General features: G+C 66.0%; 20 protein-coding genes. 5 read left to right on the forward strand and 15 right to left on the reverse strand.

Annotated features, from left to right (window positions below):
• The first annotated feature begins 87 nt into the window (after positions 1 to 87).
• Entirely contained in the window at positions 88 to 984 is an 897-nt protein-coding gene (locus QOL62_RS08025; protein WP_283405860.1) for a LysR family transcriptional regulator, read from the forward strand.
• 19 nt (positions 985 to 1,003) lie between these two features.
• Here the strand turns inward: QOL62_RS08025 and QOL62_RS08030 are convergent, their stop codons facing one another.
• From QOL62_RS08030 to QOL62_RS08050, 5 genes are all read right to left on the reverse strand, one after another.
• Positions 1,004 to 2,017: an LLM class flavin-dependent oxidoreductase gene (locus QOL62_RS08030; RefSeq protein ID WP_283405861.1), complete on the reverse strand. Its 1,014-nt coding sequence runs from the start codon at positions 2,015 to 2,017 to the stop codon at positions 1,004 to 1,006.
• Positions 2,014 to 2,520 carry a nuclear transport factor 2 family protein gene (locus tag QOL62_RS08035; RefSeq protein WP_283405862.1) on the reverse strand — a complete coding sequence of 169 codons (507 nt, stop codon included), beginning with the start codon at positions 2,518 to 2,520 and terminating at the stop codon, positions 2,014 to 2,016. The genes QOL62_RS08030 and QOL62_RS08035 overlap by 4 nt, the downstream gene beginning before the upstream one ends.
• Before the next feature lie 4 nt (positions 2,521 to 2,524).
• On the reverse strand, positions 2,525 to 3,334 hold the full coding sequence (locus tag QOL62_RS08040; RefSeq protein WP_283405863.1) for an SDR family NAD(P)-dependent oxidoreductase: 810 nt from the start codon (positions 3,332 to 3,334) through the stop codon (positions 2,525 to 2,527).
• 142 nt (positions 3,335 to 3,476) lie between these two features.
• On the reverse strand, positions 3,477 to 3,614 hold the full coding sequence (locus tag QOL62_RS08045; RefSeq protein WP_283405864.1) for a hypothetical protein: 138 nt from the start codon (positions 3,612 to 3,614) through the stop codon (positions 3,477 to 3,479).
• A 121-nt stretch (positions 3,615 to 3,735) separates the two neighbouring features.
• A complete protein-coding gene (locus QOL62_RS08050) occupies positions 3,736 to 4,695 on the reverse strand; it encodes a DUF2889 domain-containing protein (protein ID WP_283405865.1) in 960 nt (319 codons plus the stop codon).
• 350 nt (positions 4,696 to 5,045) lie between these two features.
• Here QOL62_RS08050 and QOL62_RS08055 point away from each other — a divergent pair, with 350 nt between their 5' ends.
• On the forward strand, positions 5,046 to 6,497 hold the full coding sequence (locus tag QOL62_RS08055) for an NAD-dependent succinate-semialdehyde dehydrogenase (RefSeq protein WP_103729075.1): 1,452 nt from the start codon (positions 5,046 to 5,048) through the stop codon (positions 6,495 to 6,497).
• 60 nt (positions 6,498 to 6,557) lie between these two features.
• On the opposite strand, the gene pepF is transcribed toward QOL62_RS08055, so the two are convergent.
• From pepF to hisS, 7 genes are all read right to left on the reverse strand, one after another.
• Complete coding sequence (pepF, locus tag QOL62_RS08060; RefSeq protein WP_283405866.1) at positions 6,558 to 8,429, reverse strand: oligoendopeptidase F; 1,872 nt, start codon at positions 8,427 to 8,429, stop codon at positions 6,558 to 6,560.
• Between the two features lie 173 nt (positions 8,430 to 8,602).
• Positions 8,603 to 9,817, reverse strand: a complete 1,215-nt coding sequence (gene metK / locus QOL62_RS08065) for a methionine adenosyltransferase (RefSeq protein ID WP_283405867.1) — start codon at positions 9,815 to 9,817, stop codon at positions 8,603 to 8,605.
• A 42-nt stretch (positions 9,818 to 9,859) separates the two neighbouring features.
• Positions 9,860 to 11,518, reverse strand: a complete 1,659-nt coding sequence (lnt, locus tag QOL62_RS08070; protein ID WP_379501902.1) for an apolipoprotein N-acyltransferase — start codon at positions 11,516 to 11,518, stop codon at positions 9,860 to 9,862.
• Positions 11,519 to 11,597: 79 nt separating this feature from the next.
• Positions 11,598 to 12,458 (reverse strand): DUF4167 domain-containing protein, encoded by an 861-nt coding sequence (locus QOL62_RS08075; RefSeq protein ID WP_283405868.1) that lies wholly within the window; start codon positions 12,456 to 12,458, stop codon positions 11,598 to 11,600.
• Between the two features lie 253 nt (positions 12,459 to 12,711).
• The gene (prmC, locus tag QOL62_RS08080; protein WP_283405869.1) at positions 12,712 to 13,563 is read right to left on the reverse strand and encodes a peptide chain release factor N(5)-glutamine methyltransferase; all 852 of its coding nucleotides are present in this window, start codon (positions 13,561 to 13,563) and stop codon (positions 12,712 to 12,714) included.
• A 40-nt stretch (positions 13,564 to 13,603) separates the two neighbouring features.
• Positions 13,604 to 14,674, reverse strand: a complete 1,071-nt coding sequence (gene prfA / locus QOL62_RS08085) for a peptide chain release factor 1 (RefSeq protein WP_103729080.1) — start codon at positions 14,672 to 14,674, stop codon at positions 13,604 to 13,606.
• Positions 14,671 to 15,924 (reverse strand): histidine--tRNA ligase, encoded by a 1,254-nt coding sequence (hisS, locus tag QOL62_RS08090; RefSeq protein WP_283405870.1) that lies wholly within the window; start codon positions 15,922 to 15,924, stop codon positions 14,671 to 14,673. The genes prfA and hisS overlap by 4 nt, the downstream gene beginning before the upstream one ends.
• 137 nt (positions 15,925 to 16,061) lie before the next feature.
• Here hisS and QOL62_RS08095 point away from each other — a divergent pair, with 137 nt between their 5' ends.
• Both QOL62_RS08095 and ppa read left to right on the forward strand, forming a co-directional pair.
• Positions 16,062 to 18,002, forward strand: coding sequence for a M61 family metallopeptidase (locus QOL62_RS08095; protein WP_283405871.1), 1,941 nt, complete (start codon positions 16,062 to 16,064; stop codon positions 18,000 to 18,002).
• A 169-nt stretch (positions 18,003 to 18,171) separates the two neighbouring features.
• The gene (gene ppa, locus QOL62_RS08100) at positions 18,172 to 18,708 is read left to right on the forward strand and encodes an inorganic diphosphatase (protein WP_103729083.1); all 537 of its coding nucleotides are present in this window, start codon (positions 18,172 to 18,174) and stop codon (positions 18,706 to 18,708) included.
• Positions 18,709 to 18,793: 85 nt separating this feature from the next.
• Here the strand turns inward: ppa and QOL62_RS08105 are convergent, their stop codons facing one another.
• Positions 18,794 to 19,543 carry an SDR family NAD(P)-dependent oxidoreductase gene (locus QOL62_RS08105; RefSeq protein WP_103729084.1) on the reverse strand — a complete coding sequence of 250 codons (750 nt, stop codon included), beginning with the start codon at positions 19,541 to 19,543 and terminating at the stop codon, positions 18,794 to 18,796.
• Positions 19,544 to 19,754: 211 nt separating this feature from the next.
• On the opposite strand from QOL62_RS08105, the gene QOL62_RS08110 reads away from it, so the two are divergent.
• Positions 19,755 to 20,606, forward strand: coding sequence for a sulfurtransferase (locus tag QOL62_RS08110; RefSeq protein WP_283405872.1), 852 nt, complete (start codon positions 19,755 to 19,757; stop codon positions 20,604 to 20,606).
• A gap of 56 nt (positions 20,607 to 20,662) precedes the next feature.
• On the opposite strand, the gene QOL62_RS08115 is transcribed toward QOL62_RS08110, so the two are convergent.
• On the reverse strand, positions 20,663 to 21,208 hold the full coding sequence (locus tag QOL62_RS08115) for a glutathione peroxidase (RefSeq protein WP_283405873.1): 546 nt from the start codon (positions 21,206 to 21,208) through the stop codon (positions 20,663 to 20,665).
• A 91-nt stretch (positions 21,209 to 21,299) separates the two neighbouring features.
• A complete protein-coding gene (locus tag QOL62_RS08120) occupies positions 21,300 to 21,986 on the reverse strand; it encodes a glutathione S-transferase family protein (protein WP_283405874.1) in 687 nt (228 codons plus the stop codon).
• Positions 21,987 to 21,998 lie beyond the last annotated feature (12 nt).

The raw sequence follows: 21,998 nt of genomic DNA on the forward strand, positions 1-21,998 counted from the left end.
GACCGTTTCGATTTACAGCATCTATCTAGACATGCCGCCGACCATGCGGAAATTGAAAGTTTCCGCAGTTCGTCATAGATCGCACCTATGATAGACCAGTACCTGCTGCGCTACTTCCTAGCCGTTGCCGAGACCGGGAACTTCAGCCGGGCCGCCCGCCGCGTGAGCGTGACCCAGCCGACGCTCTCGGCGGGGATTGCCAAGCTGGAGCGGGAACTGGGCGCACGCCTGTTCGATCGGGACCGCCAGCGCGTGGCGCTCACTCCCGCCGGCAGCCGGTTCCTCGTCCGCGCACGGCGAATCGCGGCGGAGTACGAGCACGCGCTTGTCGAACTGAGCGAAGTGACCGACCCGACACTCCTGCGCATCGGTGTCCTGAACACGATTCCCACGCGGCTGATCGAAGGCTGGCTGGCGCAGCACCGCGCGCTCGGCTCCGGCGAGGCGCTGGAGATACTCGACGGTTCGGAGCGCGACATCGCCGAGCGCCTTGAACGCGGCCGCATTGATCTTGCCTTGACAGTCGTGCGCCCGCACCACGCCCGCTTCGCCCCCGAGCTCCTGGCCCGTGAGCGCTACATGATGGTGCTTCCTCCCGGACATCCGCTGGCGGGCGAAGCGGAGGTGCAGGCCGAACAGATGGCCCGTGATCGCATGGCCCTTCGCCGACACTGCGAAGCCCTGCCCGAAATCAACCGTTTCTTCGTCGAGCGCGGGGTGCGACCGCGCTTCGTGCTCAAGACCACAAGCGATGAACGAGTGCTTGCCGTGGTGCGCAGCGGAGGGGGCGTAGGGATGATGCCGGAAAGCTTCGCGGCCGGTCCGGAGCGTTTCGTCCCCGTACGCGACTTCGAACTCATCCGCGAGGTGGGCCTGCTGCACGCCGGCGATGCGCAGGTGCAACAGGGACAGGCAAGCCCCTTCGTCACCTTGGTCCGGCACCACTACGAAAGCGCACCAAGCCCTCCGATCGGGGCTGGATAAGCCCTCTCGCCGCTGCCCGTCAGCCGCCTATGGCCTCCCGCAACTCCGGCATTGTCTTCTGCAACAGCTTCAGGCTCTTCCAGCCTTCCTGCGGCGATAGGCCGCCGAGCAGGGGCTGGAAGCCGATGTTGCCGCCCTCAGCCTGCCGCACCTTCTCGACCAGCATCTGCGGCGTCCACGCGGCGAACATGCCGGCCTGGCGCAGAACGGCGGGATCAGTCATGCCCTTGAACGGCGAACTGGACGCATCGCCTTCCGCCTCTGCCCACTTGGCGTATTCGGTGATGACGTGAACCGCGTGCGGCGCGATCGCCTCCCAGCCTTGATCAGGATCCTCGCACAAGTGCACGGCCAGCGGCAGGCCCGGTCGTGGACGATAGTATGTGCGGGGCCGATTGCCCAGCCGCTGGCATTCCGCGAGGTAGATGTCGACGAGATCGCCCTTCATGGGGCCGAAGCCGACGCCGAACCTGGCCGCGCGCCGCGCCGACGCCGGAACGCCGCCACCGACAAGGATGATGTCTTCGGGCTCCTGCACCGGGCGGGGTCGAACGAAGATCGGCCGGGTTTCCGCACCATCGCCGTGCTCGAACCGCTCGCCCTTCAGAGCCCGGATAATGATCTCGAGCCCCTCGTCCATCAGCTTTGCGCGATCCTTGAGCGATTTGCGGAACATCGCGAATTCGTGGGGTACGTAACCCGCACCGAAGATGACCTTGAGGCGGCCGTTCGACAGGTTATCGACCACCGCCATCTGCTCGGCCAGTTCCACCGGATCGTGCAGAGGCAGGATCACGGCGCCGAGAAGGAAGCGGATGCGGCGCGTGACCGCAGCCATTCCTCCGGCGAGCACGAAAGGCTGCGGCAGATAGCCGTCGTCCGAGCCATGGTGCTGCATCAGCCCGATCTGATCGGCGCCGATCGCATCCGCGAAAGCGGCCATGTCGATCGCCGCCCGGTAAAGGTCGGCTGTCGGTGTCGCCCACTCGGGCGAGCGCATGTCGAACGAGACGGTGATCGTGAAGTCCTTCATCGGCCTGCTCCCATGGCGCTATAGGAAGGATCGTTCCCGTCCCGCCGCGCCCAGTCATGACTGTGCATCGGCGTGACCTCCCGTACGGAGTCGTGGTCGATCACCGCGTCCCGATGATCGATGCGCCAGATGCCGTGGCGGCAGGACCAGCGATCGCAGTAGCGCGCCCAGATCTCGATGTGCCGGATCACTCCCTCACGTACCGCCCGCAGCGTCGCGGTCACGTACGCTTCGCTGCCCGCCTCCATGCCATCGACGGTGATGATGACGTTGGATACCTGGTGCGAGTGGGACTGAAGCTGGCGGTGCGCGGCGCAGATCCACTCGATCGCGTCATGGCCACGCCCGCGAAAGCCGCTTGGCCCATAATCGACGGTCGCATCGTCATGGAAGATCGACTTGCCCAAGGGCACGTCCAGCCGGTCGACGCTGCGGCAGTAGCGGTAGAGCTGTTCGGTGATGGCGAACTTGTCGGCCAGGTCGGCTGGAACGGCAGCACTCATCAGTTCACCCCCTGGCGTAAGCGGCAGCCGCCGCCGCGATCTGCCGGATGCGGTCGCGCCGTTGCGCCGCCGATGTTGCGGAGACTTTCGCCTCGTCGTCCGCCTCGCCCCAGTTGCAGACGGGGCCGTGGGCAAGACGCTCCAGCCCCAGCCGCGCGACCGCATCCGCGTTCGCAAGGTCGGACGGGATGGCCATGCCCCGCGCGTTCAGCAATTCGCGATGCGCCGGTGTGTCCGTCCGGCCCAGCACGTAGCTGAGGACATCGACGCCGTGAGGCTGCAGTTCCGCCCACAGCGATTCGCACAGAACGAGGCCAAAGGCCTTGCTGGCCGCATAGACGCCGATGCCCGGCAAGCCGCCGTAGCAGGCGCCCGAGCCGACCAGGATCAGCCCGCCCCGGCCGCGCGCCTGCATCGGGGCGGCGAAGGCATGAAGGGCGTGCATCGTCGTCATGACGTTGCGCAGGGCCAAGGCGTTCCAGCTGCCGATCGCACCATCGAGGAACATCGCGCCGTTCGGGTCCGCGCCGGCGTTGAGGATCAGCAGCCCGATCTCGCGGCCATGTGCGGTCCCCAGCATGCGCTCCGTCGCATCGTCCCGCGAGAGGTCGATGGAGGCTGTCACGCATTCCGTGCCGTAGGCGGCCTTCAACTCGGCGGCGAGTGCGTCCAGTGGCGCTTCACGGCGTGATACGAGAACCAGCTTGAAGCCCTTTTCCGCAAGTGCCCGCGCAAACGACGCCCCGGTTCCTTCCGAAGCCCCCGCGATGAGAGCCCAGGGACCGTATCTTTCCAGGTACTGTCGATCGTCCATGCCGCATCTCCCTGCGTCGCTGCGGCTTCGGCCAAGGCCTCACCCTGATCGCGCATTGCCCGCGCGGCGTTTTCGTAAGTCCCGCATGCCGAACATCAAGCTCCCCCTCCGCGATGGCGCGCACCTTCGCCCGGGCGATGCCCTACGTGCCCTCCCCGCCGCACGGCATCGCCGCGCCTGGATCCAGCAGTAGCCGCACGACGCCCTGCAGCGCCGAGAGCAGGACCTGCCCTTCGGCTTGCGTGTACTTGTCTTCCAGCGTGACGACTGTTCTGGTCACAGCGGCTCCCGGTTGCTGCCTTGCCGACCGGGCTTTTCAGATGAGCTCTGCTCGCGCAACTCGAACCGCGGCCTTGCCTGCGAGTCAAGCCGCCTTGCGGGATGAGCCGTGCCGCGTATGCCTAACCGCCGATCTGGCGGGCGAGCGACGGAACATCGGCCAAGGCGCGCAGGGCGTCGTTGAGGTGAGTGCAGCCATCCGGACCCCGCAGCTGAGCCAGCACCTCCTCCCGCACATCCGCGAGGTTGCGGCCGACGAGGCGCTGGGTGTTGGCGATCGCGCCGGGGCACTCCGAAAAGGGCAGGATGCGCGCCTCCGGCTCCAGTGAGAGCAGTTCCAGCGTCTCGATGTCGGCAACGGCGCGCAGCAGGTACTCGTGTATGGCGACGCGCCCTCCACCCGGCAGGGAGGAGCTGTCCTGGAAGGCGGAGTCGATGCGCAACACGCCCGCCGCCTCGTCCCGAACGACATCGATGCGGCGCGCGCGGCGGAAGCCGGGGCCCTCATGGTCGGAAAGGGCGTGCCAGCCGAGAGGGTCGGCCGGGTTGCGCAAGTCGCCGGCGTCGGCTGTGGCGACATCGTCAGGGCTTGCGTCACCGGAGACGCCGCTGTTGCCTTCCTGCAGGCCCCAGCAGACATTGACCCGCTGCGCCATCAGTTGTGCGTGCTGGTCCTCTCCCAGCCGCTCGCGCCATTTCGTCCCCCAGTCCGGGTACCACTGCACCCAGGCGAAGGCGCTGACGAGCGCCGTGCCCGACAGGTCATCGAGAACGAGGTAAAGCGGATGCGCCGCCGCCACGAGGTCGGGCATGGCATCGCGCAACAGGCCGCGAAGGTGGCCACCGGCCCGGGCCCCCACAAGCTGATCGAGATTCGCGTGGGAGGGGTTCGCCGCGATGGCGGTGATCGTCTTGTCCTCGGTGAGGCGGGCTTCGTACCGCCCTTCCGCCAACGTGAGCGCGCCCGCTTCCTCGCTGAGGCGGGCGAGTGGCGTCCACAGGTCGCGCGCGGCACCGATGAAGCGGCGCTGCCCCTCGACCCCGTCGGGCCAGGACACGTCGATGCTGCTCGTGCGGCGCACGGAACCTGCTTGGCGTATAGGGGCGGGATTGGCCGTGCTGCGGGGCGGCGGGGCCAGGGGAGAACGCGTTGTCGTCATAGTCATCAGCGACAACGCTGCACCCGGCGACGCACCGGATCAAGTCCTTCGTGGGACACACAAGTCCCCCAAAAGCGAGGATCGCCGCTTCCGGTATGCCCCGCCGCTGAAGCGTGACCGACATGCGGAGAGGCGCGAAACTCCGCCCTCTCCCTTCGTGGGGGCGCTGCCGGGTGCCTTGTCACGCCCCGGCAGCGTCCCTAGACCATGCCGAACCTTTCGCCGCCCGTTCACAGGCGTCGTTACCGGCAAACCACGAGGACCTGCACGAAATGGCCTACACCGACTTCCTGAAGCAGCAGTGCTACATCAACGGCGAGTGGGTCGATGCGGACGCCGGCGCGACCATCGAAGTGACCGATCCGGGAACGGGCGTGGTGCTGGGCACGGTTCCGAAGATGGGCGCTGACGAAACCGCTCGGGCGATAGACGCTGCCGAGGCCGCTCTCCCGGGATGGCGCGCGAAGACGGCGGGTGAGCGCTCGAAACTGATGCGCAAGCTTTACGAACTTATGATGGCGCATCAGGACGATCTGGGCGAACTCCTCAGCCGGGAGCAGGGCAAGCCCCTTGCCGAAGGGCGCGGCGAGATCGCCTATGGCGCAAGCTTCATCGAGTGGTTCGCCGAAGAAGGAAAGCGCGCTTACGGAGACGTGATCCCGGGCCACGCCGCCGATCGCCGCATCGTCGTCATCAAGCAGGGCGTCGGCGTGGTTGCCGCGATCACGCCCTGGAACTTCCCCAATGCGATGATCACCCGCAAGCTCGGTCCGGCGTTGGCGGCGGGCTGCACCATCGTCATCAAGCCGGCTTCGGCCACGCCCTATTCGGCGCTCGCCATCGCCCGGCTGTGCGAGATGGCCGGCATTCCCAAGGGCGTGGTCAACGTCGTCACCGGCAGCGCGGGGCAGATCGGCTCGACTCTCACCGCCAGCCCCAAGGTGGCCAAGCTCACCTTCACCGGCTCCACCGAGATCGGCCGCGACCTGCTGCGCGAATGCGCCGAGACGATCAAGAAGTGCTCCATGGAGCTGGGCGGCAACGCGCCGTTCCTCGTCTTTGACGATGCAGACGTGGACGCGGCGATCGAAGGCGCGATGATCTCGAAGTTCCGCAACGGCGGCCAGACCTGCGTGTGCACTAACCGCTTCTACGTGCAGGACGGCGTCTACGACGAGTTCGTGGAGAAGCTGGCCGCGCGCGTGAACACGATGAAGGTCGGCTATGGCCTCGATGACGGCACCGAAGTCGGCCCGCTGATCGATGTGAAGGCGGTGGAGAAGGTGGAGGAGCACCTGAAGGACGCGGTCGACGGCGGCGCAAGGGTGCTTGCCGGCGGCCAGCGCAACGAGCGCGGCGGCAGCTTCTTCAACCCGACCGTCGTCGCCGGCGTGAAGCCCGACATGAAGCTCGCGCGCGAGGAGACCTTCGGGCCGCTGGCCGGCGTCATCCGCTTCACCGACGAGGCCGATGCCATCCGCATGGCCAACGACACGGAGTTCGGCCTCGCCAGCTATTTCTACGCCCGCGATCTCTCGCGCGTGTGGCGTGTCGCCGAGGCGCTGGAGGCGGGTATGGTCGGCATCAACACCGGCCTCATCTCGACCGAGGTGGCGCCCTTCGGCGGCGTGAAGCAGTCGGGCCTTGGCCGCGAAGGCTCGCATTACGGCCTCGATGACTACATGGAAGTGAAGTACCTCTGCATGGGCATCACGCCCGCCTGACGCCACGATTGGCGCTTGCAGCTCCTCCCCGGCCACCTACGCGGCCGGGGAGGCTGCCGATCAGGCCAGCAGGCCCTCGATCTCGTCGATGGTCGTCTTGAAGTCGGCCACCAACTGACGATAGGGATCGGGCGAGGTCATATCGAGCCCCGCCTTCCTGAGGATGTCCACCGGGTCTGCCGATCCCCCTGCGCGCAGCACATCGAGATAGCGCTCCCGCTCGGCCTTCCCGCCGTTGAGGATGGAGTGCCCGAACCAGGTGCCCGCCGAGATCGACGTGGCGTACTGGTAGACGTAGAACGTGCTGTAGAAGTGCGGAATGTAAGCCCACTCGATCGCATAAGGCTCATCGATCACGAAGTCCGGACCGTGATAGCGCTTCAGCAGGTCCAGGTAGACGCGCGTCAGGCTCTCTCCGGAAAGCCCCTCGCCCGCTTCCGCCATCTCGTGCATCTTCAGCTCGAACTCGGCGAACATGGCCTGCCGGAAGAACGTGCCGCGCATGTTTTCCAGACGCATGCCAAGGTAATAGATCTTCTCTTCCTTCGTTCTGGCCTGCTTGAGCATGTACTCGGTGAGGAGCACCTCGTTGCAGGTCGAAGCGACTTCGGCAGTGAAGATCGGATAGCCGGCGAGGTCGTAAGGCTGCGACGACGAGGCCAGCAGAGAATGCATGGCGTGGCCCCATTCGTGCGCGTAAGTCGAAAGACCCTCGTAGTTCTCGCCAAGGTTCAGCAGAAGGTAGGGGTGCACATCGTAGGCCGAGCCGCTCATGTAAGCGCCGGGCCGTTTCCCGGGGCGCGGGAACGGGTCCATCCACCGGCCCGCCGTGGCCGTGCTGAGGCGCTTGACGTAGTCCGGGCCGAGCGGCTCGACGGCCTTCAGGGTGATGTTGCGCATGTCCTGCAGGGTGAACTTGCGATCCAGGCTGACCAGCGGCGGGTAAATGTCGTAGTAGTGGATGTCCGGCAGGTTCAGCATCCGGCGGCGAAGCTGGAACGAGCGGTGAAGCTGCGGCAGGCCCGCGTTCGTTTCCGCCACCAGCGTGCGATACACGCTTTCCGGCACCGCGCGCGGGGACAGCGCCATGTCGAGGCTGCTCTTGTAATTGCGCGCTCGCGCCTCGAACACATCGCCCTTCAGCTTTGCCGCCATGGCCGCGCCCAAAGAGTTTTCGAACTTGCCCATCTGGCCGTAGAAGGCATCGAACACCTTCTTGCGGTCCTCCCGGTTGGGCGCATCGCGCGTCAGCGTGTAGCCCTGCGCGTTCAGGACCTGCTTGCGCCCGTCGGACAGTGTCACCTCCGGCCAGGGAATGTCGGAGGCAAAAAGCTGCTCGCGGATCGTCTCGGGGCCGGAGAGCGGCGAGGATGCGGCGGCAAGCAGCGCCTCGCCCTTGGCATCCAGCGTATGCTCGGCCTCGCGCAACGTCTGGCGCAGCGAGTAGGCGAAGCGAGCCGCGAGTGTCTGATCGGCGGCGATGTAGCTCTCCACCGTTTCCCGGCCGAGCTTCAGCGTTTCCGGCGCGATCCACGCGGTGGCCTGCCCGAACGCGGCGTAAAGATCGCGGACTTGCGCCGTCCGCTCCTGGTTGGCGGAGATCCGCACGTCCTCGTCCGCGCGGAGCGACGCGTAGACCGCCACGCGCGCAAAGTTGCGGGAGACATCGGAGATGTCGGACAGCGCTTTCGCCATGCTCGCGGCGCTGCTTCCGAAGCTGTCCCTGTAGGCCGCCAGACGGGGCAGTGCGGCCACGGTGGCCTTGCGCGCGGCCTCCCACGCTTCGGGATTCGGATAGAGGTCGGTCAGATCCCACTGCGCCGAGCCTGACGGCGCGGCATGGGCACTTCCCGACAGCAGAGACGGCAGCCCCGAGGCGAGAGGGAGGGCTGCGGCGAGGGCGATGGCGCCCCGACGGTCGGTTTCAATCATCAATGTGTCCCTTGCTCCCCGCGCGTACGACATCACGCAGGTGATGCCCGATAGCTACCCGGTGAGCACGGGGTTGCAAGAGTCGGGCGCAAGGAACGCCGACGCCGATCGAGCGGCGTCGGCATTTCGTCGAGCCGGGAGGCGGGCCGCCCGGCTATTCGATCAGCGTCGGCTCAGGACAGTGCCGCCTTTAGCGCGTCCACCAGATCGGTGCGTTCCCAGGGGAAGAGATCGCCTTCCGGCTTGCGGCCGAAGTGCCCGTACGCAGCGGTCGGACCATAGATCGGTTTGTTGAGGCCGAGGCCGACGCGGATTCCGCGGGGGGTGAGGCCGCCCAGCTTCTCGTCGGCAACCTTGGCGATCGCCTGCTCCAGCGCGGCGTCATCGGCGGTGCCAGTGCCATGCGTGTCGACATAGAGCGACAGCGGCTCCGAGACGCCGATGGCGTAGGAAACCTGGATCGTGCAGCGCTTCGCCAGACCGGCCGCCACGACGTTCTTGGCCAGATAGCGCGTCACGTAAGCGGCCGAACGGTCCACCTTCGTCGGGTCCTTGCCAGAGAACGCGCCGCCGCCGTGCGGGGAAGCACCGCCGTACGTGTCGACTATGATCTTGCGGCCGGTCAGGCCGGCGTCGCCGTCGGGGCCGCCGATCTCGAACGAGCCGGTCGGGTTGATGTGAAACACCGTGTCGGCGGTGATGAAGCCTTCCGGCAGCACTTCGCCTACGACCTTCTTTACGTAGGCCTTGAGTTCGGCTTCCTTCTCGCCCTTGTCATAGCCGGGCGCGTGCTGCGTGGAGACGACCACCGCCGTCGCGGCAACCGGCACGCCGTTCTCGAAGCGCAGCGTGACCTGGCTCTTGGCATCCGGTTCAAGGAATGGTGCCACGCCTGAGTGACGGTCCTGCGCAAGGCGATGCAGGATCTTGTGGCTGTAATCGAGCGTCGCAGGCATCAAATCCGGCGTTTCATCGCAGGCGAAGCCGAACATGATGCCCTGGTCGCCCGCACCCTCATCCTTGTTGCCGGCGCTGTCCACGCCCTGCGCGATGTGCGCGGACTGGCCGTGCAGGCGGTTGATGAACTCGAGCTTGTCGTGGTGGAAGCCGTCCTGCGCGTAGCCGATGTCCTTCACGACCTTGCGAACGGTGTCCTCGATCTCCTTGAGCGCGCCGGGCGCCCACTGCTCGTTCTCGTACACGCCTTTGCAGCGAATCTCACCGGCGAGAACCACCAGTTGAGTGGTCGTCAGCGTTTCACAGGCCACGCGCGCTTCGGGATCCTTGGACAGGAACAGGTCCACGATCGCGTCCGAAATCTGATCGGAAACCTTGTCGGGGTGGCCTTCGGAAACGCTCTCGGACGTGAAGACGTAGTTGCTGCGCATGTCGGTCCTTGGGATATAAAGAAATCTTTATGTGGGCCCGGTCTACCGCTGACGGCGGTCGAGTGCAACCATGCAAACGGCTAGTGCCGCGAGCACTGTGGCCAGCAGAAGCGGCAAGGCGTTGCCGTAACGGGCAAAAAGGGTGGGGCGATGCGCCTGCGGTATGAGTCCGTCGAGGCGCCCCACCTGATGGCGCGGAACGAACGCGCGCACGATCCCGTCCGCGTCGATGACGGCGCTGATACCGGTAGTCGTGGATCGCAGGACAGGGATTCCCTCCTCCACCGCGCGAAGTCGGGCCTGTGCGAGATGCTGCGGAGGTCCCCAGGCACCGAACCAGCCATCGTTGGATGGGTTGAACAGGTAATCGGGCCGGTTCGCCGGATCGATCACGCCGCCACTGAAGATGATCTCGTAGCAGATCTGCACGCCCACCTTACCATAGGCGCCGAAGTCGATCGTTCGCGGACCAGGCCCGGGCTCGAAGTCGAGTTGCCCGGCCACCAGCCGGCTGAGACCGAGCGGCTCCAGAAGCGAGCGCATCGGCAGATATTCGCCGTAGGGAACCAGGTGCGCCTTGGAATACCCTGCCACGATCGCGCCGCTGCCATCGATCGCCGTCACCGAATTGCGGGCAGCCTGTTCGCCGCCGTCCTTGATGACCAGATCCACAGCGCCCGTCAGCAGCAGGCCGTAAGGGCCAACCACCTGTCCAAGACGTCGACGCGCGATTACGGGATCACCCGCGTAAGTATAAATTCGATAGAGGTACTCCGGATAGCCGTCACGCAAGAAGTCGCCCAAGCCTGATTCCGGCCACAGGACCACGCGTCGGTCTCCGGGCGAGCGAGGTAGCGACTGCGCGGCAAGGCGCCGGAAATTGCTTTCGAAGCTGCGCGGATCGTCGATGAACTCCTGCCGGATATCGGGCTGCACCAGCGTATAGCGGATGGCGCCCATACGTTCGCCAGGGGCAGCGGCCTGCATGGCGAGGGAAAGGCCTGCGGCGAGGGCGGCCACGCCGAGGACACCGGCGATCCGGACGGCCATTCCCCGGCCCGCCACCGCCCGGGCAATCACGCCGGGCAGTCCGGCGAGGAGCACCAACACGCCGGACAGTCCGTATGTGCCAATCCAGGGAGTAAGCCATGCAAGCCCCTGGCTCTCGTACCCGCCCAGCAGGGCCACGCCCAGCGGATTCCAGGCGAAACCGGTGAACAGCCACCCGCGCGTCCATTCCGTCACGATCCACGCCGCTCCGAGGGCCAGCACCGTGCGCGCCATGGCCGACGTTCCCGGCGCGGCACCAGGCCGGGCGAGGAGGCGCGCCGCGAGGGCCGCGAAGCCCGGGAACACCGCGAGATAGAGCGCGAGCAGCACCACCGCTATCATGCCCAGCCAATGAGGCATCTGCGCCTGATAGGTGAAGGCCGTGGCGATCCAGTTGTTGCCGAGCGTGAAATACCCAAGCCCGAAGCACCAGCCGAGGGCAAAGACCTGCCTGCCTGTACTTGCGCGAACCAGAAGTTCGAGCAGCCAGGCCAAGGCGATCAGGGTAAGCGGCCACAGGGCGAGGGGCTGGAAGCCACAGGCCGCCATTGCGCCTGCCGCTACTGCCGCAAGCGCACGGGGCACGGGCCGCGGGGGCACGGCCAGGGATAGGGTTTGAAGAAAGGGCGAAGCGTACCGGTCGGACTGCATCGCGATTGGCTTTTAAGCCTGCTCCGGCGCGACGCAAGGGAACTGTACAGATCCCTCATGCCGCGCCGGGCAAAGATGGTCAGCCGTTGACGGCTTCCGGCGCTGCGGCATCGCCTTCAGCGGCGCTCTTGCGGGTGCGCCGGCGACGGGGCTTCTCTTCGGCCACGGCTTCGCCTTCGCCATCCGCAGCGGGCGCAGGCTTCTCGGCGCGCTTGCGAGCGGGCTTCGCCGCGATGGCAGGGGGCAAGGTATCCGCATCGAAGCCGGAAAGTTCGCCCTGCTCCGCGGGAGTAGGCGCGTCGTGTGCCGGCGCCTCGTCCTCTGCCGCCTCATGGCGGGGGCCGCGCGGCTTGCGCTGCTTCAGGCCACGCGAAGCACGGTTGTCACGGACGAAGGGGTTTTCAGCCGGCTCGTAGGGGTTGCGCTCCGCTTCAGCAGACGAACCGGCCGCAGCCTCCTCGCCATTGCCGGCAGGCGCCGAGGGCTCGGCAGCGGTTTCGGCACCGCGCTGGTCGTGGGTTCGCTGATCATGGCTTCGCTGATCGTGACCGCGCTGTTCGCGGTCCTGACGGGGGGCGCGCTGCTCGTTCTGAGCAGCCTGCCCTTCGCCATAGGGATCGTCATAGGAGCCATATTCCTCGCCGTAGTCGGCCTGGCGATGGTCGTCCCGGCGCGGTGCGTTCGGCTGGCGCGCCTCTTCCTGGCGCTGCCGCTGGTCGGCGATGACGCGGAAGTAGTGATCCGCGAACTGGAGGTAATACTCCTCCGTCACGCGGTCGCCGTTCAGATGGGCGTCATGCGCCAGCTTCCGGTATTTCTCGAGAAGCTGCGGTGCGTTGCCCCGTGCCCTGCTGTCGATCCGGTTGGTCTGCTGCCCGCCCTGCTGGCGGTTGTTGCCGCGGCCGCGCCGGCGGTTGTTACCACGATTGTTGTTATTCAAGGGATGACTTTCCTCAAAACCCCGGGCTCGAAAGCCCTGACACACGCCGATCCCCATGAGGCCGGGCTGCCGCACGTCGTAAGATCCCGGCCGACCCCCCGGTCGCCGCGATTTTCCACATCTGCCCTGTCGGGACTTTCACGCCACGACCGCTTGCAAATGATGGAGGCGAACCGGGTATGGGAAATAATCGTCCATTCGGCCGGTTCGCCCTAATCATTAGGGGTTGCGGCATCGAATTCCAAGAGGAAACTTACGCCGGTTGCACGTTTGTCATCGAAAATACGACGACCCGATCCCTTCCGCCCAGATCTCGCCTGACGTGCGCGTGCAAACCGTGCGCGCCTCCGATGGCGATGACGGCCTGAGCCTGCCGGTGGCCGATCTCCACGAGAGCGAGGCCGCCGGGGGCCAGCAGACCCGGCAGCTGCGGGACCAGCACCCTGTAATCGTCCAGCCCGTCTGCGCCGGAAAACAGCGCACCGTGGGGCTCGTAACTGCGCACCGAAGCGTCGAGCGCCGCGTCGTCCTCGACATAGGGCGGGTTGGCGAGCACCAGGTCGAAGCGACCGAGCGCCGCAGACCAGTCCGGCTGGTGCCAATCCGCCGCGAGCAGCCGCGCACGCCCCCCCACAGCAAGCGCAGCGGCGTTCGCGCGGGCTGTCGCCAGCGCCGCCGCGGAGCGATCGATGCCGATCCCTTCCGCCTGCGCGAGGTTGGCGAGGACGGCGAGAAGCAGCGCCCCGGAACCCACGCCACAATCGAGCACACGCCGAGCGTCGGGGCGCTCGGTCAGCGCCGTTTCCACCAGCACTTCGGAGTCGCCGCGCGGGATCAGGACTTCCGGGCCGACGCGAAACGGCAAGCCGAAGAACTCCTGAACACCCCTGATGTAGGCGACGGGTTCATGAAGGGCGCGCCGATCCACAAGCACCGCAAAGCCTTGCGGCTCGGGATCGCGCATGCGGCCAAGGAGCATCTGCGATCGTGTCACCCCAAGCGCATGCGCCATAAGCACTTCTGCATCGAGCCTTGCCGTGTCGCTGGTCGCCGACAGCCGCAGCGCCGCGCCCCGGATCGCTTCCGCGACCGTTGCAGCCGCCATCGTCATGCGAGGCGGAGATGCCGTGATGCCGCCGCCACCTTCAGGCGTCCATCGCCGCGAGCCGCTTCGCCTCGTCCTCGGCGATCAGCGCATCCACCAATTCGGCAAGCCCGGGACCCTCAAGGATTTCCGGCAGCCGATGCAGCGTCAGATTGATGCGGTGATCGGTCACCCGGCCTTGCGGGAAGTTGTACGTCCGAATCCGTTCCGAACGGTCGCCAGAGCCGACCATCGCCTTTCGGGCTTCGGCCTCGGCGCCTTGCGCCTCATCGCGCATCTTCTCGTACAGCCGGGCGCGCAGGACCTGCATCGCCTTGGCCTTGTTCTTGTGCTGGCTGCGCTCGTCCTGGCAGGTGACGACGAGGCCGCTTGGCAGGTGCGTGATACGTACGGCGGAATCGGTGGTGTTGACGTGCTGCCCGCCCGCGCCCGATGCCCGGTAGATGTCGATCTTGAGGTCCTTGTCCTCGATCTGGACATCGACCTCGCTGGGCTCGGGAAGGACAGCCACCGTCGCCGCGGAAGTATGGATGCGGCCGCCGCTCTCTGTCACAGGCACACGCTGCACGCGGTGGACGCCGCTTTCGAACTTCAGCTTGGCGAACACGCCCGAACCCGTGACGTTGGCCACGACCTCCTTGAACCCGCCGACATCGCTGGCGTTCGCACTGACCATCTCGACGCGCCAGCCCTGCTCGGCCGCGTAGCGTTCGTACATGCGGTAAAGGTCGGCGGCGAACAGGGCAGCCTCGTCACCGCCGGTCCCGGCGCGGATCTCCAGCATCGCCGGACGGACGTCGGCCGTGTCCCGGGGCAGCATGGCGATGGCAAGCCGCCGTTCGGCCTCGGGCAGTTCGGCCTTCAGCCGCGCGGCCTCTTCCGCCGCCAGGGCCCGCATCTCCGGATCGGGATCTTCCAGCGCTTGAAGCGATTCCAGTTCCCCCCGCATGGCCGTCACATCGGCGGCCACCTTCGCGACGGGCTCCAGTTCCGCGTAGTCCCGGCTGGCCGCGACGAAGGCGTCGCCCTCCAGCGTTCCCGACGCCAGTCGCGCTTCCAGTTCCGCGAACCGCGCCGCGATCTGCGCCAGGCGGGCGTCGGATACGCTCACGGCCGGATCGACGCCAGCACCTGCTCCACCGCCTGACGCTCGGCGGTCGCCTCGCCCGCACGCAGGTTCACAGTGGGCGCGCCATCGCGGACCACAAAGGACACGATCGCTCGGGCGCCCGACTTGACGGCTTTGTCGAAGCGCTTGCGCGGGCTGCCGGTCGCCAGAATTTCCGCGTCGATGCCCTTGTGGCGCAGCGCTGCCAAAGTCTTCAGCGCAAGCGGCAGCGCGGCGTCATCCTCCACCGCCAGCATGGCGGTGAGCGGCGTTTCGGCAATCCGGCCCCCATCGGCGACCAGCATCGCCAGGCGCTCGATCCCGGCCGCCCAGCCGACCGCAGGCGTCTCCGGCCCGCCGAGGGCCACCATGAGGCCGTCATACCGGCCGCCGCCCAGGACAGTGCCCTGCGCCCCCAGCCGATCTGTCACAAATTCGAAAGCGGTATGCCTGTAGTAGTCCAGGCCACGCACAAGGGCCGGGGCGCGGACGAAGTCCACCGAGGCCGCTTCGAGCCCTTGTGTCACCGCGCCGAAGAAATCCTGTGCCTCGGCGCTTAGAAAATCATCGATCTTCGGGGCGTCCGCCGTGAACGGCTTGTCCCGGGGATCCTTGGAGTCGAGTATGCGCAGCGGGTTACGCTCCAGCCGGTCCTGCGAATCTTCCGAAAGCGAAGCCTTGTGGTCGCGGAAGTAGTCGATGAGAGCAGTGCGCCAGGCTTCGCGGCTCGCACCGTCACCCAGCGTGTTCAGCTGCAGCGTCACACCTTCGGAGATGCCGAGTTCCTTGAGCAGATGGTCCGCCATGACCAGCAGTTCCACGTCAGCCAGCGGCTCGGCCACGCCGATCACTTCGGCGTCGATCTGGTGGAACTGGCGGTATCGGCCCTTCTGGGGGCGCTCGTACCGGAACAGCGGCCCGTGCGTCGCCACCTTGAGGGGGGCATACTGCTTCCAGCCATCCGTCAGGTAAGCGCGGGCGATGCCGGCCGTGAATTCCGGACGCAGGGTCAGAGACTCGCCCCCGCGATCCTCGAAGGAGTACATCTCCTTCGACACCACATCCGTCGTCTCGCCCAGCGAGCGGGAGAACACGGCGGTCTTTTCAAACACCGGCATTTCCACGCGGCGGAAGCGGTAGAGCTTGCGCACCCGCTCGAAGGTATCGACGACGTGGGCGAAAGCCTCGGCCTCGGCGCCGAAGATGTCCTGGGTGCCGCGGATCGCTTGAGGCGTGGAAAGTGCAGTGCTCATTCGCGCGCGCTTAGCCCGATTGGTGGCATTGGGGAAGAGTTCGGCTGCCCTTCAGGATGCAGAAAGGCGCCCGGGAACGGCACCTCAACGGGAATCGATGGTTGCCAAAGGAGGCAACAAGCGCAAAGAACCACGAAATGAAAAGCTTGTTTGCGGGCGTGACCCTCCTCACCTCCCTGCTCCTGTCGACCTCTGTCCAGGCGCAGGCTTCCACGCGACCCTTGCCGATGGCGCCGCCGCTGCCGACGGAGATCCCGGCTGCGCGCGATGAAGCCTATGCCGGCACGATCGATCTGGCGATCGACGCCAGTGACATCACGCGCGGGGTTTACCGCGTCACGCAGACCATCCCGGTCGCCGCGGGCACGCGCGATCTCGTCCTTCTCCAGCCGGGCTGGCTGCCTGGCAACCACTCCGAGACCGGACCTTACGCGCTTCTCGCCGACATCCGCTTCTACGCCAACGGCAAGGAAATCCCCTGGGTGCGCGACACCGTCGCGGTCAACGCCTTCCGCCTCGTGCTGCCGGAGGGGACCACGCAGGTCACCGCGCGCTTCGTCCACACCTCGCCGCTGCAGTCGGGCGAGGGCCGCATCACGATGACGCAGGAGATGCTCAACCTCCAGTGGGAAAAGATGAGCCTCTACCCCGCCGGATACTACACCCGTCGCATTCCGGTGAAGCCGACCGTCACCTTCCCCAAGGGTTGGACCGTGTACACCGCGCTCGACGGCTTCAGCCGCACCGGCGACACGGTGACCTGGAACACGATCGACTACGAGAACCTGGTCGATTCGCCGATCTTCGCAGGCGTGCACGCACAGCGCTGGGATCTGGGCCAGAACGTCTACATGGATGTCGTCGCCGACGAACCCGAGTTCCTGGCGATCAAGCCGGAGAACCTGGAAACCTACCGCAATCTGGTGAAGGAAGCGCTCGCCACCTTTGGCGCCAAGCATTTCGATCACTACGACTTCCTGCTGGCCCTCACAGACCGTATGGGCGGCATCGGGCTTGAGCATCACCGCTCGAGCGAAAACCAGCAGGAGCCCAAGTCCTGGATCAACTGGGCCGAGATGGACTGGGATCGCAATGTGATCTCCCACGAATTCGTGCACAGCTGGAACGGCAAGTTCCGTCGCGGCATCGATGCATGGACGCCCGATTACCAGCAGCCGATGCAGAATACCCTGCTGTGGGTCTACGAAGGCCAGACGCAGTTCTGGGGTTACGTGCTGGCGGCCCGCTCGGGCGTGCAATCGCGCGAGATGGTGACTGCCATGTTCGCGACGGCTGCGGGCAAGTACGCCGAAGGCACGCCGGGCCGCGCCTGGCGCTCCGTCGAGGACACGGTCAACGCGCCGCAACTCAACCGTCGCCGCCCCCTGCCGTACACCTCGCTCACCCGCAGCGAGGACTACTACGTTGAAGGCGCGCTGGTTTGGCTTGAGGCAGACCAGATCATCCGCCAGGGCACGCGCGGCGCGAAGGGCCTGGACGATTTCGCCAAGGCCTTCTTCGGGGTCTATCCGGGCGACTGGAGCCAGCTGACCTACGACTTCGACGAGGTCGTGAAGACGCTCGACGGCGTCTATGCCTATGACTGGGCCACGTTCCTGCGCACGCGCCTCTATGGCGTGAACCAGCCCGCGCCGCTCAAGGGTCTGGAGATGGGCGGGTACAAGCTGGTCTGGAAGGACAAGCCCAACGTCTATGACAAGGGCATTTCCGATGACCGCAAGACGCTGGACCTCACCTACTCGCTCGGCATGACGCTCAACAACGATGGCGAGGTGACCTCGACCTTGTGGGATGGCCCGGCGTACAACGCCGGTGTCGTCAACAAGGTGAAGATCGTGGCGGTGGGCGGCCGCGCCTATTCCAAGGATGTCATGCGCTCGGCAATCACCGCTGCCAAGACGTCCAAGGCGCCGATCAGCCTTCTGGTACAGCGCGGTGAGCGCTTCCAGACCGTCGAGATCGATTACCATGGCGGCCTGCGGTATCCCTGGTTGGAAAGCACGACCGCCGGCAAGTCCAACGGCTTCGACAAGCTGCTGGCGTCCCGCACACGGTAAGCGGCTCGAGGAGCGATCGTCCCGGTTCTGCCGGGACGATTTGATCCGTAATCGGGCTATCCAGCCGTAGATCACCGAAATGGCTGTTGCGACGCAATAAGCCCGACGCTAAGCCGCGCCATCGTGATCCTGGCACGAGCCTGAACAGCGCCAGAAAAGAAGGACCCCTATGCGCATCGACATGATCCCCGTTGGCGATAATCCGCCCGAGAACCTCAATGTCATCATCGAGGTCCCGGTCGGCGGCGAGCCGGTCAAGTACGAGTTCGACAAGGATTCCGGTGCCCTCTTCGTGGACCGTATCCTTCACACGCCGATGCGCTATCCGGCGAACTACGGCTTCGTGCCGCATACGCTTTCTCCGGACGGTGACCCGCTCGACGCTCTCGTCGTCGCCCGTTCCCCGTTCATCCCGGGCAGCGTCGTGCGCGTTCGCCCAATCGCGGTCCTGAACCTGGAAGACGAGCACGGCGGCGACGAAAAGCTCGTCTGCGTGCCGATCGATTCAACCTTCCCGTACTATTCCAACGTCGCGGAAAAAGACGATCTTCCCGAGATCGTCGCGCTTCAGATCGAACACTTCTTCACCCACTACAAGGACCTGGAGAAGGAAAAGTGGGTGCGCGTGGGCACCTGGGGCGGCGCGGCCGATGCACGGCAGATTGTGCTCGAAGCGATCGAGCGGTACCAGGCTTCGAAAGCCTGAACCACGAGTTAGTCCACCCCATGTGGACAGGGGCCGGCAGCCGACGCTGCTGGCCCCTTGCTTTTTGAGGCGCTGCCCTGTTGCCTCAGGTGACCACGCGGCCGCCGTTGACGCCGATGGTCTGCCCCGTCACATAGCCGGACGCTTCGTGGCACAGCCATGCGCAGGCGTTGGCGATATCGCCCGGTTCGCCCATGCGGCGCACCGGGATGGTCTGCAGCAGGACTTCGGTCGGTATCTGGAAGCGTTCCCGGTTGGCTTCCGACATGATCGTTCCCATCACCGAACCTGGCGGGATGTTGTTGACGGTGATGCCGTAAGGTCCGAATTCCTGCGCCATGGAACGCGTCATCGTGACGATGGCACCCTTGGAGGACGAGTAGCAGATCATGTTGATCGCTCCGGTCTGCGCCGAGGACGAGGAAATATTGACGATACGGCCCCAAGCCGCTTCCTTCATGTCCTTGAGCACAAGCTGGCTCATGATCATCGGCCCACGCACGTTGACGGCATAGACCATGTCCCACCGCTCGTCCGTGAGATCCTCGAACGGCGTGAAGTCAGTGACGCCGGCGTTGTTGACGAGGATCGAGATCGGCCCCAGCGCATCCCGGCACTTCGCCACGGCGGCGGCCGCCTGTTCACGGTTGGACACATCGGCACCAAGCGCAATGGCGGTGCCGCCCGCATCCTTGATCGCCTGCACCGTGTCGGCGCACCGCGCCGCATCGAGGTCGAGCACGCCGACGGCGATCCCATCCTGCGCCAGTCGCTTCGAACAGGCCGCGCCGATACCTGCGGCAGCGCCGGTGACGATGGCAACACGGTAAGTCATGGCAATCTCTCCTGAAGGTTTGCGCGAGGCTTACCGACAAATCCGCTTCACAGAAGCCGCCTGCGCCTTCGTTACTGCAGAATCCGCCCCGGCGACGCGCCGCCGGATGGTTGCTTCCCCAGCTTCGCACGCTTCATGATCGACAGCCCCGCTCGAAGCCGCTTATCGTGCGGGGCGCTCGACCATCAATTTCTCCACGGACAGGGAAGCGATGAGCCACGAAACGCTGATTTCAGTTGAAGATCTCAAGGACATGCTGGCGCAGGGCGCCGATGTTCTGGTGTTCGATTGCGAGTTCGAACTGGGCGCTCCCGATGTTGGGCCGGCACTCTACCGGCAGGGGCACATCCCAACGGCTCGCTATGCGCATCTCGATGACGACCTGGCGGCGCCGCCAGACGGCAGCAATGGACGCCACCCCTTGCCGGCACCTGTCGCGTTGAGCGCCTGGCTGCGGGCGCAGGGGCTGCACAACAAGCAGCAGGTCGTCGCATACGACAGCCACGGCGGGGCGTGGGCCGCACGGCTCTGGTGGCTTCTGCGCTGGCTCGGCCATGCCCCGGTTGCCGTGCTGGATGGAGGAAAGCCTGCGTGGATCGCCGCAGGTCTGCCGCTGGACACGGGCGTTGCGCCCGCCACCGCTGCGGGCGATTTCCAGCCGGGTCGGTCGCTCGTCCCCTCCCCCGCGAAGGCGAGCGAGGTCCTTGCCAACATCGAAACCGGCGAGGCCCGGGTGCTCGATGCGCGCGATCCGGGACGCTTTGCAGGCAAGCCGAACCCGATCGACCCGGTGCCGGGGCACATCCCGGGCGCGCGCAACCGCTTCTTCCGCGACAATCTGGATGCGAGTGGCCACTTCCGCCCGAGTGGAGAGCTTGCGGCAGAGTTCGCCGCCCTGCTGGACGACCAGCCCGCCATCCTGCAGTGCGGATCGGGCGTCACCGCCTGCCACAACGCACTGGCCATGGCCGTGGCAGGACTTCCCGCCGGCCGGCTCTATCCCGGCTCCTGGAGCGAATGGATTGCCGATCCTTCCCGGCCGGTCGCGACAGGCATCGACTGAGCGGTATCAGCGGCCGACGAGGGTTCGCCGGCCACCGGCCTGTTTTTTTTTTCCGGTTACTTCGCCAGTTCGGCCTCGATGGCCGCAACGAGCGCCGGATCCTTCGGCTCCACGCCGGGCGCAAAGCGGCCAGCAACTTTGCCGTCGCGTCCGACGAGGAACTTCTCGAAGTTCCAAAGAACTTCAGGGTCCTGCGTGGGCGTCATGCCGTAGCCCTTCAGCCGTTCGCGGAACTCTTCGGCCGGACCCTGCTTGGTGGGCTGCGCTTCCGTGAGGGCCGCGTAGAGGGGCTGCTTGCCCGCGCCGGTCACGTCGGCCTTCGCGAAAAGCGGGAACGAGACACCGTAGTTGGCAGAGCAGAACTGCGCGATTTCCTCATGCGTACCGGGCTCCTGCGCGCCGAAATCGTTGGCGGGGAAGCCGAGGATCTCCAGCCCCTTGTCCCTGTACTCGCCGTAAAGCGTCTCAAGCCCTTCGTACTGCGGAGTCAGGCCGCACTTGGAGGCGACGTTCACCACCAGCAGCACCTTGCCGGCATGTTCGCCAAGGCTGTCGGGCGTTCCGTCGATTCGGGTCAGCGGGATGGAAGCGAGGTCGGCCATTCAAGTTTCTCCCAGGTGAGTGCAGGCGGGTTATGAGGCGCGGGCAAGGAGCGCGCAAGGCGCCGGAAGGACACCCCGCCCCGGCGAGGGTTCATGCCCCGGCGCGGAAGTCGGCGATGACCTCGCCCGCCTCGGACAGTTCCGCCTCATGACTCTCCTCGCGCCATGTCTCGGCGAGGGCTTCCTCCTCCCACTGCCGCATGGCGGGATGGGCCAGCATCGCCTCCACCCAGGCCTGCCCGCCGCCAACATCGAGGCCATAGGTGCGGATGCGGAACGCGACGGGAGCGTAGAAGGCGTCGACCGCGCTGAACGCCTGGCCCGCAAGCCACGGCCCTCCAAAGCGGTCTGGCCCCTCCTCGAAAAGCTCCCGCAGGCGGTAGACTTCCCGGACCAATTCACCGTCCAAGGGGCGGGTCCTGACCCGCACGCCCACGTTCATCGTGCAGGTCGCGCGCAGCCTCGGGAAGCCTGCATGCATCTCACAGACCGCGCTCTGCGCAAAGGCGCGCGCGTCCTCGTCCTGCGGCCAGACACCTTCGTGCCGATCCGCCAGGTAGAGGACGATGCCCAGCGAATCCCAGACGGTCCGCTCCGCATCGATAAGGGCCGGCACCTGCCCGGTCGGCGAGAAGCTGCGAAACGCCTCGTAGTTCACCGGCATGGTGAAGGGTTCGAGCTCATCCTCGAACGCAATACCCAGGGCCTTCATCAGCACCCAGGGACGCAGCGACCAGCTGGAGTAGTTCCGATTCGCGGTGATGAGGGTGTAAGTCATGGAGCACTCTTG

The sequence above is a fragment of the Novosphingobium panipatense genome (genome assembly GCF_900182875.1).
GTDB classification, from domain to species: domain Bacteria; phylum Pseudomonadota; class Alphaproteobacteria; order Sphingomonadales; family Sphingomonadaceae; genus Novosphingobium; species Novosphingobium panipatense.

What these genes read in the sequence shown, in the direction of transcription:
- QOL62_RS08025 (WP_283405860.1), top strand. Translation starts at nt 88, where the DNA reads ATGATAGACCAGTACCTGCTGCGCTACTTCCTAGCCGTTGCCGAGACC.
- QOL62_RS08030 (WP_283405861.1), bottom strand. Translation starts at nt 2,017, where the DNA reads ATGAAGGACTTCACGATCACCGTCTCGTTCGACATGCGCTCGCCCGAG.
- QOL62_RS08035 (WP_283405862.1), bottom strand. Translation starts at nt 2,520, where the DNA reads ATGAGTGCTGCCGTTCCAGCCGACCTGGCCGACAAGTTCGCCATCACC.
- QOL62_RS08040 (WP_283405863.1), bottom strand. Translation starts at nt 3,334, where the DNA reads ATGGACGATCGACAGTACCTGGAAAGATACGGTCCCTGGGCTCTCATC.
- QOL62_RS08055 (WP_103729075.1), top strand. Translation starts at nt 5,046, where the DNA reads ATGGCCTACACCGACTTCCTGAAGCAGCAGTGCTACATCAACGGCGAG.
- pepF (WP_283405866.1), bottom strand. Translation starts at nt 8,429, where the DNA reads ATGATTGAAACCGACCGTCGGGGCGCCATCGCCCTCGCCGCAGCCCTC.
- metK (WP_283405867.1), bottom strand. Translation starts at nt 9,817, where the DNA reads ATGCGCAGCAACTACGTCTTCACGTCCGAGAGCGTTTCCGAAGGCCAC.
- lnt (WP_379501902.1), bottom strand. Translation starts at nt 11,518, where the DNA reads ATGCAGTCCGACCGGTACGCTTCGCCCTTTCTTCAAACCCTATCCCTG.
- prmC (WP_283405869.1), bottom strand. Translation starts at nt 13,563, where the DNA reads ATGGCGGCTGCAACGGTCGCGGAAGCGATCCGGGGCGCGGCGCTGCGG.
- hisS (WP_283405870.1), bottom strand. Translation starts at nt 15,924, where the DNA reads ATGAGCACTGCACTTTCCACGCCTCAAGCGATCCGCGGCACCCAGGAC.
- QOL62_RS08095 (WP_283405871.1), top strand. Translation starts at nt 16,062, where the DNA reads ATGAAAAGCTTGTTTGCGGGCGTGACCCTCCTCACCTCCCTGCTCCTG.
- ppa (WP_103729083.1), top strand. Translation starts at nt 18,172, where the DNA reads ATGCGCATCGACATGATCCCCGTTGGCGATAATCCGCCCGAGAACCTC.
- QOL62_RS08105 (WP_103729084.1), bottom strand. Translation starts at nt 19,543, where the DNA reads ATGACTTACCGTGTTGCCATCGTCACCGGCGCTGCCGCAGGTATCGGC.
- QOL62_RS08110 (WP_283405872.1), top strand. Translation starts at nt 19,755, where the DNA reads ATGAGCCACGAAACGCTGATTTCAGTTGAAGATCTCAAGGACATGCTG.
- QOL62_RS08115 (WP_283405873.1), bottom strand. Translation starts at nt 21,208, where the DNA reads ATGGCCGACCTCGCTTCCATCCCGCTGACCCGAATCGACGGAACGCCC.
- QOL62_RS08120 (WP_283405874.1), bottom strand. Translation starts at nt 21,986, where the DNA reads ATGACTTACACCCTCATCACCGCGAATCGGAACTACTCCAGCTGGTCG.